The sequence below is a fragment of the Streptomyces aquilus genome (assembly GCF_003955715.1).
GTDB classification, from domain to species: domain Bacteria; phylum Actinomycetota; class Actinomycetes; order Streptomycetales; family Streptomycetaceae; genus Streptomyces; species Streptomyces aquilus.
Genome location: NZ_CP034463.1, coordinates 1,643,071 through 1,655,675 on the forward strand (window position 1 = coordinate 1,643,071; position 12,605 = coordinate 1,655,675).

Below are 12,605 nucleotides of genomic sequence, written 5' to 3' on the forward strand. Positions count from 1 at the left end.
CCATGACCCGCACCGAGGCCTCGATGGACGCCCTGCGGCAGACCGGGGACGAACTCGCGGACGCCACCGTCGCCACGCTGTTCGAACGGGGCGAGGTGGGCACGTTCAACTCCCTGATGCGGTACGTCTCCACGGCCGGCGCTCCCCTGCCGGACGGGCTGCCCGAGGTCGCACGGGAGTACCTCGAAGCCACGCGCGTCCCGCCGGGCTGGGTGGACTGGTCGGAGATGGAGAAGGCCCGGCTGTTCTTCATCGACAACAACGTGCACGTCTCCACCGCGCTGTCCTTCGCCGCCATGCCCGCCTGCTACGTCGTCCCGCATGTGGCGAGGCTGCTGTCGGCCACGCACGGGCTGAAGTACCCCGCCAAACGGATGGCGGAGACCGGCCAGTTCACCGTCCGCCTCATGCAGCCCGACGCCTTCGAGTCGGGCAGCCGCTTCATCCCGGCCGCCCAGAAGGTCCGCCTGCTGCACGCCTCCATCCGGCACCATCTGCGGCGCGAGAACCGCTGGGACGTCGACGCCTTGGGGGTGCCGATCTGTCAGGAGGACATGATCGGCGGGCAGATGTTCTTCTCCCTGCTCGTGCTGGACAGCCTGCACCGCCTCGGCATCCACATGTCCCAGGAAGGCGCGGAGGCCTACTACTACGCGTGGCGGGTGGTGGGAGCGATGCTCGGCGTGGACCAGGACGCGGTCCCCAAGTCCCTCGACGACGCCCGCCAGTTCCTCGACCTCTACATGATCCGGCACATGGGCCCGTCCGAGGAGGGCGCGCACCTGACCCGCCAACTCATCGATCTGTACGAGGAGATCGTCCCCGGCACGTTCTTCGACCCGATCGTGTCCGCGCTGATCCGCCATCTCGTCGGCGACACCTGCGCCGACTGGCTGGAGGTGCCGCACACTCCGTGGGACACCGTGGTCAAGGCCGTACCCCACCTCCTGGGCGTCCTGGAGTCGATCGAGGACCGCTCCCCGCTCGGCGCCTGGGCCCTGGACCGCCTGGGCCACCTCACCACGGTCTTCGAACTGTCCTCCCTGACGCGCGGCCGGGTGATGCACTACGCCATCCCGGAACACCTCAAGAAGGACTACGGCGTACCGGGCACGATCCCCCGCACCCAGCGCTGGGTTCCGCCGGTCGGCGTGTCGGGCCGATGAGTTCGCCCGTTGCCCGAAGTCTTCCCTTGGACAGCCCCGCCCGCTCGGGGCAGCGAGGGAGAGGAAAGCAGGATGAACAGTCTGATTCGGCTGTACATGTCGATGTCGCTCGACGGCTTTGTCGCCGGCCCGGACGACCGGCCGGGGCAGGAGCTCGGACGGGACGGCGGACGGCTCTTCAACTGGCTCGACGACCGGGAGTCCGACGGCCCCAGCGGCCAGGTCTACCGCGAGGCGCTGGCGACCGGCGCGGTGATCTCCGGCCGGCGCACCTTCGAACTCGCCGGGCGCTGGCAGGGCGACCACCACGACGGCGTGCCGATCTTCGTCCTCACCCACCAGGTGGCGGACGGGGACGTCCCACCCGGCCACGCGCGATTCGTCACCGATGTCGACGACTGCGCCCGCCAGGCCCGCGCCGCCGCCGGCCACCGGCCGGTCATGGTCCACGGGGCGGGCGCGGCGCAGGCACTGCTGCGCGCCGGGCAGCTGGACGAGATGGAGATCCACCTGGTCCCGGTCCTCCTCGGGGAAGGACGGCGGCTGTTCGAGCACCTGGGCGCCGCTCACATCGAACTCGACCTCGTCCGACGCCTCGACGACCGGGACGTCACCCATCTGCGCTACCGGGTGCGGCGATCCGAGGAGGCGGCTGCGTGAAGACGCTCTTCGTCTCCTACCGCGTCAGCGACCTCGCCCGCTCGCTGGCGTTCTACACGGCCCTGGGCTATGCCGAACTGGGCCGGGTCGAACTCGGCGGCGGGGCTCGCCTCGTCCTCCTCACCTTCCCCGGCGAACCGGCGGCCTCGCTGGAACTGGTCCACCGCCCCGACGCCGCACCGGTCGACGTGGGCACCGGTTTCGACCACCTCGCGATCCAGGTGGACGCGCTCGCCAGCACCCTCGACACGCTGACCGCAGCGGGTCTGCGGCCCGGACCCCTCCAGTACCCGGGCGGCCCGCAGGGCCCCAAGACCTCGTGGCTCACCGACCCGGACGGCTATCGGATCGAGCTGGTGGAGTGGCCACCCGGACATCCCGACGGCATCACAGCGGCAGACTTCGCGTGACCACCGGCACAGCACTCCACGTGGCCCTTCGAAGACACGGCCGTCTCGGCCGTCGCCCCAGTCAGCCCGGCTTGACCGCCCGCGTCGCAAAGTAGTGCGACATGTACGCAGCGGATGCGTTGGACTGGTGCGGCGCCTCCGCGAAGCCGGTGAGGACGAACCCCGCGGCGAGTTGCCCGCCGATCTGGTCGGTGAGGGTGTGGCTGTATTCCAGGGCGGCGTCCGCGCCGAACTTCGCGGCGCGTTCCTCGGCGGTGTACTGCGTGACATCGCTGTAGGGCAGCTTGTGCACGACGATCAGCTCGCCACGCTCGTCGAGCGCCTCGTGGTCGAACAGGTACGCGTCCGGGTTGAGGAAGCCCGCGAGCAGGGTTCCGCCCGGTCGCAGGACTCGGAAGCACTCACGCCACACCGGTGCCAACTCCGGGACGAACAGGTTGGAGACCGGATGGAACACGACGTCGAAGACCGCGTCACCGAAAGCGCTGAGGTCGCGCATGTCGCCCAGGACGGTACGCAGCTCGAGTCCGTCACGTGCCGCCACCATCTGGTCCTGACCGAGCTGGCGGGGCGAGTTGTCGAACACGGTGACCCGCGCCCCGGTGGCGGCGAGGATCGGTCCCTGCTGGCCCCCGCCGGAGGCCAGGCACAACACGTCCTTGCCGGTCAGATCCGCCGGCAGCCAGGAGCGGTCGACGGGCTCATGCCCGATGAGAACGATCGACCAGTCACCCGTGCGGGCCCGCTCGACCGCCTCGGCACTCACCGGCCTCGACCACTCGTTGCCCTCTTGGACGTACTTGTCCCAGGCGGCCCGATTGTGGGCAGCCGGGTCGACCCCCATGTCCCGCACGTTCAACTCCCTGCTACGACCGAGTTCAGTGCGCCAGCCAACACGATCGCAGGGTGTGGCCTCAACGAAATTAGCTTCCGGCAAGCGGCGACGTATCGGCGCACTACCAAGACCACCGACCTCACCCCGCTCACCCGAACACCCTTGCCCACAACCGAGCACACCCCTACCCTGAGTTTGTGCCGCCAATAAACAAACCCCGAACGCACAACGCCGTGCCGGGCCACTCCCCCACCGACCTCAGCCGCCTCCGCACCACCCTCACCGTCTTCTTCGCCCTCGACGGCTTCATCTTCGCCGGGTGGGTCGTCCGCATCCCCGACATCAAAGAGCAGACCAACGCCTCCGCCACGACCCTCGGTCTCGCCCTCCTCGGCGTCTCCGCGGGCGCCGTCGTCACGATGATCCTCACCGGCCGCCTCTGCCGCCGCTACGGCAACCACCAGGTCACCGTCGTCTGCGCCGTTCTGCTCTGCCTCAGCGTCGCGCTCCCGCCCCTCACCCACTCCGCCCTCGCGCTGGGTGCCGTGCTCCTGGTCTTCGGCAGCGCGTACGGCGGGATCAACGTCGCCTTCAACAGCGCCGCGGTCGACCTCGTGCACGCCCTGCGGCGCCCGATCATGCCCAGCTTCCACGCCGCCTTCAGCCTCGGCGGCATGGCCGGCGCCGGGCTGGGCGCGCTGGTCGCCGGTGCGCTCTCCCCCACCTGGCACCTGCTCGGCCTCACCGCACTCGGCCTGCTGGTCACCGCCTTCACCGGCCGCGCCCTCCTGCGCATCCCGCCCCCCGCACCACCGCGGGACACTCCCCAGGCATCACCCCGAGCGCACCGGCCGGGTGCCGGCACCCGCCCCCTCGTGCTGACCTTCGGGCTGATCGCCCTCTGCACGGCCTACGGCGAGGGCGCCCTGGCCGACTGGAGCGCTCTGCACCTCAAACAGGACCTGGATGTCACCGCCGGTATGGCCGCCGCCGGTTACTCCTGCTTCGCTCTCGCCATGACCATCGGCCGTCTCACCGGCACCCGCCTGCTCGAACGGCTCGGCCAGACCCGCACCCTCGTGGCCGGCGGCACGACCGCCGCGATCGGCATGCTGCTCGGCGCTCTCGCCCCCGCCCTGTGGATCGCGCTCGTCGGCTTCGTGATCACCGGTCTCGGGCTGGCCAACCTCTTCCCGGTCGCCATCGAACGCGCCGGCACGCTCGCCGGGCCCGACGGGGTGGCGATCGCCTCCACTCTCGGCTACGGCGGCATGCTCCTCGGACCTCCCGCCATCGGCTTCATGGCCGACTGGTTCTCCCTGCCCCTCGCGCTCACCAGCGTGGCGGTGCTGGCCGCGACGGCAGCCGCCATCGCCCTCCTCACGCACCGCGCGACGCACCGTTGAGCGGATGATCGGGCGCGTCCGTCGATCCGCCGAAGATCCCCCAGCCCACCCCCCAACCCCTGCCTTCCGCGCGCACTCGATACGACAGACTCACCCCCGCACCCGATACGGCAGACTCACCCCCATGGACACCTCCATGGACACCCCTTCGGACGCACCCCAGAACGCCCCTTTGGACACGGCCGAGTTCATCCGGATCCTCGACCGGGAGGGCCGTCTGCTCGCCGACGCCGCGGAGCGGGCCGGCATCGACGCCAAGGTGCCCACCTGCCCGGAGTGGCAGGTGCGGGACCTGGTGCGGCACACCGGCGCGGTGCACCGCTGGGCCACCGGCTACGTCGCCGAGGGGCACCCGTCCCGTCGCCCCCTCGACGACGCGCCCGCCCTCGACGGCGCCGAGCTTCTGGCCTGGTTCCGGGAGGGCCACGCGCACCTCGTGCGCACCCTCGCCTCCGCCGCCCCCGACCTGGAGTGCTGGCACTTCCTGCCCGCCCCGTCCCCCCTCGCGTTCTGGGCCCGCAGGCAGGCGCACGAGACGAGCGTGCACCGCTTCGACGCGGAGGCCGCCCGCGGTGGCACACCGAGCATCCTGGACCCCCGGTTCGCCGCGGACGGCGTCGACGAACTGCTGCGCGGCTTCCACGCCCGTCCCAGGAGCCGGGTGCGCAGCGAGGAGCCGAGGGTGCTGCGGGTGCGGGCGACGGACGCGGACGACGACGCCGTGTGGACCGTACGCCTGACGCAGGAGCCGCCCGCGGCCGAGCGGGGCGAGACGGGGGACGCGGAGTGTGAAATCAGTGGGCCCGCCGCCCAGTTGTACCTGTCGCTGTGGAACCGCGTGCCGTTCCCGAGCGTGACCGGCGACCGAGCGCTCGCCGAGCTGTGGCGGTCGAACTCGGCCGTGTGACGCGAAGTCGCCCCGGCTCAGCCTGAGTGTCGCCCCAGGCTCAGCCCGAGTTCAGCATCCGCGTCAACACCGCACGCTGCACGGGCAGTACCTCACCGTGCAGCGTGCGTCCCTTGTCCGTGAGGCCCACCCGGACGCCGCGCCGGTCCTCGGGACACATGCCGCGTTCGATGAGTCCGTCCTTCTCCAGGCGGGCGATCAGCCGGGACAGCGCGCTCTGGCTGAGATGGATGCGGTCGGAGATCTCCTGGACGCGGTAGAAGCAGGCCCCCTCCTTCGCGCGCCCGTCGGCGAGCACGTCGAGGACCTCGAAGTCGCTGGCGCACAGGCCGTGTTGATGGAGGGCACGGTCGAGTTCGCACTGGGTGCGCGCATGCAGCGCCAGGATGTCCCGCCACTGTTCCACGAGTGCCTGCTCGGCCTTCTTCGCCGCCATGGGCGCACCGTAGCAGAGAAGAAGAATTATTGCACCGTAATTAAATGCGCTTGCATTCGATGCATGCGCATGTAGTGTCGTCGCCATGACCTCTCCGCTCACCACCCCCGCGTCCGAAGGACGCTGGACCCCCCGGCTGTGGGGCACCCTGCTGGTGCTCTGCGCCGCGATGTTCCTGGACGCGCTGGACGTGTCGATGGTCGGCGTCGCCCTGCCGTCCATCGGTGCCGACCTCGGCCTGTCCACCTCGACCCTGCAATGGATCGTCAGCGGCTACATCCTGGGATACGGCGGTCTGCTGCTCCTCGGCGGCCGCGCCGCCGACCTGCTGGGCCGCCGCCAGGTCTTCCTGGTCGCCCTCGCCGTCTTCGCGATCGCGTCGCTGCTCGGCGGGCTCGTCGACTCCGGACCGCTGCTGATCGCCAGCCGTTTCGTCAAGGGCCTGAGTGCCGCCTTCACCGCGCCGGCCGGCCTGTCCATCATCACCACGACCTTCGCCGAGGGCCCGCTGCGCAACCGCGCCCTGTCGATCTACACCACCTGCGGCGCCACCGGTTACTCGATGGGCCTGGTCTTCTCCGGCCTGCTGACGGAGGCCAGTTGGCGGTACACGATGCTGCTGCCCGCCCCCGTCGCCCTCATCGCCCTCGTCGTCGGCCTGAAGCTGCTGCCGCGCACCGAGCGCGAGAAGAGCAGCGGTGGCTACGACATCCCGGGCGCCGTCCTCGGCACCGCATCGATGCTGCTGCTGGTGTTCACCGTCGTCCAGGCGGCCGAAGTCGGCTGGGGCTCCGCCCGAACCATCCTGTCCTTCCTGGTGGTTGCCGCTCTCCTCACCGCCTTCGTGGCCGTGGAGCGACGCAGCCCCAGCCCGCTCATCCGGCTCGGCGTCCTGCGCTCCGGCCCCCAAGTGCGCGCTCAGCTCGGTGCGTTGACGTTCCTGGGCAGCTACATCGGCTTCCAGTTCCTGGTCACCCTGTACATGCAGCAGCTGCTCGGCTGGTCGGCGCTGCACACCGCCCTGGCCTTCCTGCCGGCGGGCGCGCTCGTGGCGCTCTCCGCGACGAAGGTGGGCACCGTCATCGACCGGTTCGGTACCCCGCGGCTGATCGTGCTCGGCTTCGCGCTGATGGTCGTCGGCTATCTGCTGTTCCTGCGCATCGACCTCGACCCGGTCTACGCGTCCGTGATCCTGCCGACCATGCTGCTCGTCGGCGCGGCCTTCGCACTGACATTCCCCTCCCTCAACGTCCAGGCCACGAACGGCGTCGACGAACACGAGCAGGGCATGGTGTCGGGTCTGCTCAACACCTCGGTACAGGTGGGCGGCGCACTGTTCCTGGCCGTGGTGACGGCGGTGCTGACGGCCAACGCCCCGCACGACCCGGCCGCCTCCCGGCAGGAGATCCTCGACGGCTACCTGCCCGGCCTGGTCGTGGTCACCGGCATCGCGGTCGCCGGCCTGCTGATCTCCCTGACGGGCCTGCGCGTCCGACGCCCGCGGCAGCCGTCCGTGGTGGTCGCCAAGTCCCTCTCCCAGGAGGAGACGGAGCCCGTCGCCGTACGCGACTAGCCGCGCCTTTCCGAAGTGCGCCCGGCGGAGCCCGCTTGCTCCACCGGGCGCACGCCCGTGCTACCGCGCGGCCCGGGTCATCAGCGTGCTGCTCCGTTTCCGTCAGGACACCACCCGGCCGCACGCCACAGAGCACACGGCTCAGCCCAGCCAGCCCGGCCGCACCAATCCCGACTCGTAGGCCAGCACCACGAGTTGGGCCCGGTCGCGGGCCCCCAGCTTCACCATCGTCCGGCTGACATGGGTCTTCGCGGTGAGCGGGCTGACCACCAGACGCCGGGCGATCTCCTCGTTGGACAGCCCGATGCCGACCAGCGCCATCACCTCCCGCTCCCGTTCCGTGAGCCCGGCCAGGGCGCCCTCGGCCGCGGGCTCCTTGGAACGGGCCGCGAACTCGGCGATCAGCCGCCGCGTCACCCCCGGAGACAGCAGCGCGTCGCCCTCCACCACCGCCCGTACGGCGCGCAGGAGTTCCTCCGGCTCGGTGTCCTTGACCAGAAAGCCGGAGGCGCCCGAGCGGATGGCCTCGAAGACGTACTCGTCGAGCTCGAAGGTCGTCAGCATGACCACCTTCACGTCCGGCAGGTCACCGTCGCCGGTGATCCCGCGGGTCGCCGCGAGGCCGTCGAGGACCGGCATGCGGATGTCCATCAGGACGACGTCGGGGCGCAGTTCGCGGACCATCCGCAGCGCCTCCTCACCGTCCGACGCCTCCCCGGCCACCTCGATGTCCGGCTGCGCGTCGAGCAGCGCACGGAATCCGGCCCGTACGAGTGACTGGTCGTCGGCGAGCAGTACGCGGATCACCGGTCGTCCTCCTTGGCCTTGACCTTCAACGGCAGTACGGCGAGCACCCGGAAACCCCCGTCGGGCCGCGGTCCCGCCTCGATCGTGCCACCCAGGGCCGCGGCCCGCTCCCGCATTCCGGCCAACCCGTTGCCGCTGCCGCCCGCGTCGGCGCCGGTCGCGGGACCGTCGTCGTCGATACGCAGCCGTAGCGCCGTACCGTCGCCGGAATCGACGCGCACGCGCGCGTGCCGCGATCCCGAGTGCCGTACGACATTGGTGAGCGCCTCCTGCACGATGCGGAACGCGGCGAGGTCCGTGCCGGGCGGCAGCTTGGGTGCCGTTCCTTCGACCGTCACGGTCAGCCCCGCGCTCGCGGCCTGTTCCACCAGCTCGGGGAGGCGGTCGAGGCCGGGAGCGGGCGCGCGGGGCGCGTCTCCGGGCGCACGGAGGGTGTCGAGGACCTGGCGGACCTCGCCGAGCGCCTCCTTGCTGGCGGCCTTGATGGTGGTGAGGGCGGTGCGGGCCTGCTCGGGGTCGCTGTCGAGGAGGGCGAGACCGACACCGGCCTGCACATTGATCACGGAGATGCTGTGGGCGAGGACGTCGTGCAGTTCGCGCGCGATCCGCAGCCGCTCCTCGTCGGCCCGCCGCCGTGCCGCCTGCGCCCGCTCGGCCCGCTCCCGCGCCCACTGCTCCCGCCGGGTCCGGGCCAGCTCCGCCACAGCGACGATCGCGACGGCCCAGGCCGCGACCACACCCTCCGACCCCCAGGTGGCGGCCCGGTCCCCGGACGGCGGCAGCCACTGGTAGAGCCAGTGGGCCACCAGCGCCTGCCCGACCCAGAGCAGGCCGAGGGCGGTCCAGGCGGCCGTACGGTGTCCGGCGACGACCGCACTGAAGCAGGCCACGGCGACGGCCACGAAGACGGGTCCGTACGGATAGCCCGCGCCGAGATACAGCATGGTGGCGGCCGCCGTGCCGAACACGACGACCACCGGGTACCGGTGCCGCCACAGCAGCAGTCCGGCCGCCACGACGAGCAGCACGCGCGCGAAGGTGTCGAGCGGGGCCCGATCATGTACCTGCTGCTCGGCCGCGAAGCGGGAGCCGCCGAGCACGAAGGCGGTGATCAGCACGGTGGACCGCCAGGGCCACCGGGCGACGGCGTCCTCGTCTCCCCACCGGTTCCACCACGGCGGCCCGTGCCGCCACCACGAGGGCGGACCTCCGCGTACGCGCTGCTCGTCCATGTCCGCCACGCTAGACGCCACCACGCGCGCGGGGCGTCAGCCGGGCGAGGTGATCACACGTACTCCCCGTGAAGTACGTCGCCGTCCCCGGCCGCGCGCTCCCTGATCCGCAGCCCGCGCAGCCGCCTCGGCGCCCACCAGTTGGCGCGCCCGGCGAGCCGCATCGTCACCGGCAGCAGCACCACCCGGATGAGGGTGGCGTCGACGAGGACGGTGAGGGCCGTGCCGACGCCGAGCTCCTTCAGGAAGACGACGCCCCCGGTGGCGTACGACAGGAAGGACAGCGCGAGGATGCCGGCCGCGGCGGTGATCAGCGGCGCGCTGTGCCGGATGCCCTCGCCCACGGCCCGCACGGTGTCGCCGGTCCGTTCGTGCTCCTCCTTGATGCGGGCCAGCAGGAACACCTCGTAGTCCATGGACAGCCCGTACGCCACACAGAACATCAGCACCGGGATGCTCGGCTCGATCGAGCCGGTCGGGGTGAACCCGAGGAGCCCGGACAGATGCCCGTCCTGGAAGACCCACACCAGGCAGCCGAACATCACCGACAGGCTCAGCAGGTTCAGCACGGTCGCCTTCAGCGGCAGCAGCACGCTGCCGGTCATCAGGAAGAGGATCACGTACGTCGCCACCAGCACGATGCCCACCGCGTACGGCAGCCGGTCCAGGAGCGTGGCCCGGAAGTCGGTGGTCTCACCCGGGTAGCCGCCGACCAGGGCGGGGGCCGGAGCCTCGGTGCCCCGGACCCGTTCGACGAACGCGGGCACGTCCCCGTACATGGCCCGCTGGGTCGGTACGACGGCCAGGCGCGCGCGTCCGTCGACGGCGGTGAGCCGGTCCTGGCCCGGGGCGCCGGTGCGGCGGCCGTCCCGGTAGGTGCCCTCGGGCGCGTCGACCTGGAACACGCCCGGGACGCGGGAGAGCCGGGCCGCGTACGCGCGCGTGGCGGCGGGCTCGGTGCGTTCGGTGAGGACCACCTGGATGGTGTCCGTGGGTTCGGCGGCGAACTCGCGGTGGACGATCTCGGAGGTGGTGCGTGAGGAGGTGCCGGCGGGCAGGGTGCGTTCGTCGGGCAGGCCGAAGCGCAGGCCGAGCACGGGTGCGGCCGCGACGAGGAGGACAGCGAGTACTCCGGCGCCGGCGAGGACCGGGCGGCGCAGGGCCGCGAGGGCGGCGCGGTGCCAGAAGCCGGAGGCGGGCGCCGCGGGGCGTTCCACGCGGTGACCCCAGCGGGCGAGCGCGGCCGGCAGCACCAGGACGGCGCCGGCGACCGCGGTGAGGACGACGAGGACGCCCGCGTACGCGAACGAGCTGAGGAAGAAGAACGGGAACACCAGCAGCGCGCACAGCGACACGCCGACGGTGATCCCGCTGAAGACGACCGTGCGCCCGGCCGTGACGGTCGTCGCGAGCACGGCGTCCCGCTGCGCACGCCCCGCGGCACGCTCCTCGCGGTAGCGGTTGATGACGAACAGGCTGTAGTCGACGCCCAGTCCGAGGCCGAGGACCAGCGCCAGGTTCGCGGCGAACGTCGACACGGAGGTGAACTGCGCCAGCAGGCGCAGACCCGCGAGTGTGCCGAGGACGGAGAGCAGACCGACGGCCACGGTGAGCAGGGCGGCCACGGTGCGCCGGTACACCAGGATCAGCAGGAGCAGGACGACGGGCAGGGCGAACGCCTCCGCGCGCAGGAAGTCGGCGCGGGCCTGTTCGCCGACCTGCCGGGAGATCTCCTCCTGTCCCCCGACGCGGACGTCGAGTTCAGCGGTGGTGCGGGTCAACCGGGGTGACAGGTCTGCGAGTTGTTCGCGGGTGTCGGTGGCGCTGCCCGTCAGGTGGGCGAGGACCAGGGCGCGGCGGCCGTCCTCCCCGCGCAGGGCGGGACTGCGGGCGTCCCAGTAGGAGCTGACGTCCGCGACGCCGGGCAACTCCGCGATCCCGGCGACGAGTTCACGAGCGGCCCGTGCGGTGCGCGGGCTGTCCACGTCGCCGTCGCGGGCCGTCACGAGGACGGCGAGATTGGGGTTGCCGGTGTGGAAGTCGGCGCGCAGCCGGTCGGCCGCCCGCACCGACTCCGTGCCGGGCGCGCTCCAGCGGGAGAGGTCGAGATCCTGCTGGGCGCCCGCACCGTAGGCGGCGAGGCCGAGCAGGACGAGGAGTGCGCCGAGCAGTACGGCGCCACTGCGCCGCACGGCCAGACGGCCGAGCCGGGTGAGCATGGAGGGGCCTTTCCGGAGGGGGCGTTGGCCCGCCCACCGTCCACCGGGCCGCTGGAAGACCCACTGGAAGATCCGCTGGAAGGCCCGGGGAGGCCTGCCGGGGTTAGGCTCGACGCATGGGTGAGGGGACGGAACTCGGGACGCTGCGCTTCGAACTGCTGGGCCCGCTGCGCGCGTTGCGCGACGGCACCGACATCCCGCTCGGTCCGCCGAAGCAGCGCGCGATCCTCGCCGTGCTGCTCCTCCAGGACGGGCGGACGCTGTCCTACGAGGGTCTGGTCGAGGCGGTGTGGGGCGACGCGCCGCCGGCTCATGTCCGCAACCTGGTGCAGAAGTACGTCTCCGGGCTGCGCCGCGCGCTCGGGGGCGGGGTGGAGCTGTCGTGGACGGGCGCCGGATACCGCCTGACCGGAGCCGCCGTCGACGACCTGGCGGCGCGTCGGCGACTGGTGGACGCGGCGCTAGCGGCGCGGGACGCCGGTGACGTGCGCCGCGCCGTCGAACTGGCGGCGGAGGCGGAGGAGTTGTGGCGCGGCGACTTCGCGGAGGGCCTGCGGGCGCCCTACCTCGCGGCGGAGCGGCTGCGCTGGGCGGAGAAACGGCTCACGGTTCTCGAAGCGCGCCTGGAAGGCGAGATCACGCTCGGCCGCTCCTTCGAGCACGTCCACGAACTCGTCCGCCTCGTCGCCGCTCACCCCCTCCGCGAGCGCCTCGTCGAACTCCTCATGCTCGCCCTGTGCCGCCTCGGCCGCCCGACCGACGCCCTCACCGCGTACGAGGCCGCCCGCCGGCGGCTGGCGACGGCCCTGGGCGCGGACCCGGGGCCGGCCCTGCGCTCCCTGCACACCCGGGTCCTGCGCCAGGACGCGGAACTACTGCCGTCGCCGCCGGTTCCGGTGGCCTGAGGACGGCCCGGTGAGCACCGTCCGCCCTGAAGGCGATCACCGTCCTGGA

General features: G+C 71.9%; 12 protein-coding genes. 7 read left to right on the top strand and 5 right to left on the bottom strand.

The window, feature by feature from the left end; all coding sequences use genetic code 11:
* Positions 1 to 2 precede the first annotated feature (2 nt).
* From EJC51_RS07550 to EJC51_RS07560, 3 genes are all read left to right on the top strand, one after another.
* Positions 3 to 1,166: an oxygenase MpaB family protein gene (locus EJC51_RS07550; RefSeq protein ID WP_126270339.1), complete on the top strand. Its 1,164-nt coding sequence runs from the start codon at positions 3 to 5 to the stop codon at positions 1,164 to 1,166.
* 72 nt (positions 1,167 to 1,238) lie between these two features.
* Positions 1,239 to 1,826, top strand: a complete 588-nt coding sequence (locus tag EJC51_RS07555; protein WP_126270340.1) for a dihydrofolate reductase family protein — start codon at positions 1,239 to 1,241, stop codon at positions 1,824 to 1,826.
* Positions 1,823 to 2,236 (top strand): VOC family protein, encoded by a 414-nt coding sequence (locus EJC51_RS07560; protein ID WP_126270341.1) that lies wholly within the window; start codon positions 1,823 to 1,825, stop codon positions 2,234 to 2,236. The genes EJC51_RS07555 and EJC51_RS07560 overlap by 4 nt, the downstream gene beginning before the upstream one ends.
* Before the next feature lie 61 nt (positions 2,237 to 2,297).
* Here EJC51_RS07560 and EJC51_RS07565 read toward each other — a convergent pair whose 3' ends face one another.
* Positions 2,298 to 3,089, bottom strand: coding sequence for a class I SAM-dependent methyltransferase (locus EJC51_RS07565; protein ID WP_126270342.1), 792 nt, complete (start codon positions 3,087 to 3,089; stop codon positions 2,298 to 2,300).
* Between the two features lie 215 nt (positions 3,090 to 3,304).
* Between EJC51_RS07565 and EJC51_RS07570 the strand changes: the two genes are divergently transcribed.
* Positions 3,305 to 4,477: an MFS transporter gene (locus EJC51_RS07570; RefSeq protein WP_126270343.1), complete on the top strand. Its 1,173-nt coding sequence runs from the start codon at positions 3,305 to 3,307 to the stop codon at positions 4,475 to 4,477.
* 172 nt (positions 4,478 to 4,649) lie between these two features.
* Positions 4,650 to 5,384, top strand: a complete 735-nt coding sequence (locus EJC51_RS07575; RefSeq protein ID WP_126276861.1) for a maleylpyruvate isomerase family mycothiol-dependent enzyme — start codon at positions 4,650 to 4,652, stop codon at positions 5,382 to 5,384.
* A gap of 40 nt (positions 5,385 to 5,424) precedes the next feature.
* Here EJC51_RS07575 and EJC51_RS07580 read toward each other — a convergent pair whose 3' ends face one another.
* Entirely contained in the window at positions 5,425 to 5,820 is a 396-nt protein-coding gene (locus EJC51_RS07580; RefSeq protein WP_166682840.1) for a MarR family winged helix-turn-helix transcriptional regulator, read from the bottom strand.
* Positions 5,821 to 5,905: 85 nt separating this feature from the next.
* Here EJC51_RS07580 and EJC51_RS07585 point away from each other — a divergent pair, with 85 nt between their 5' ends.
* Positions 5,906 to 7,393: an MFS transporter gene (locus EJC51_RS07585; protein WP_126270345.1), complete on the top strand. Its 1,488-nt coding sequence runs from the start codon at positions 5,906 to 5,908 to the stop codon at positions 7,391 to 7,393.
* Positions 7,394 to 7,534: 141 nt separating this feature from the next.
* Here EJC51_RS07585 and EJC51_RS07590 read toward each other — a convergent pair whose 3' ends face one another.
* From EJC51_RS07590 to EJC51_RS07600, 3 genes are read right to left on the bottom strand one after another with little or no spacing between them, the layout of a single operon-like run.
* Entirely contained in the window at positions 7,535 to 8,200 is a 666-nt protein-coding gene (locus EJC51_RS07590; protein WP_126270346.1) for a response regulator, read from the bottom strand.
* Positions 8,197 to 9,432, bottom strand: coding sequence for a sensor histidine kinase (locus EJC51_RS07595; protein WP_126270347.1), 1,236 nt, complete (start codon positions 9,430 to 9,432; stop codon positions 8,197 to 8,199). Before EJC51_RS07595 ends, EJC51_RS07590 begins: the two co-directional genes overlap by 4 nt.
* Before the next feature lie 53 nt (positions 9,433 to 9,485).
* Entirely contained in the window at positions 9,486 to 11,651 is a 2,166-nt protein-coding gene (locus EJC51_RS07600) for an MMPL family transporter (RefSeq protein ID WP_126270348.1), read from the bottom strand.
* A gap of 116 nt (positions 11,652 to 11,767) precedes the next feature.
* Here EJC51_RS07600 and EJC51_RS07605 point away from each other — a divergent pair, with 116 nt between their 5' ends.
* A complete protein-coding gene (locus EJC51_RS07605) occupies positions 11,768 to 12,556 on the top strand; it encodes an AfsR/SARP family transcriptional regulator (RefSeq protein WP_126270349.1) in 789 nt (262 codons plus the stop codon).
* Positions 12,557 to 12,605 lie beyond the last annotated feature (49 nt).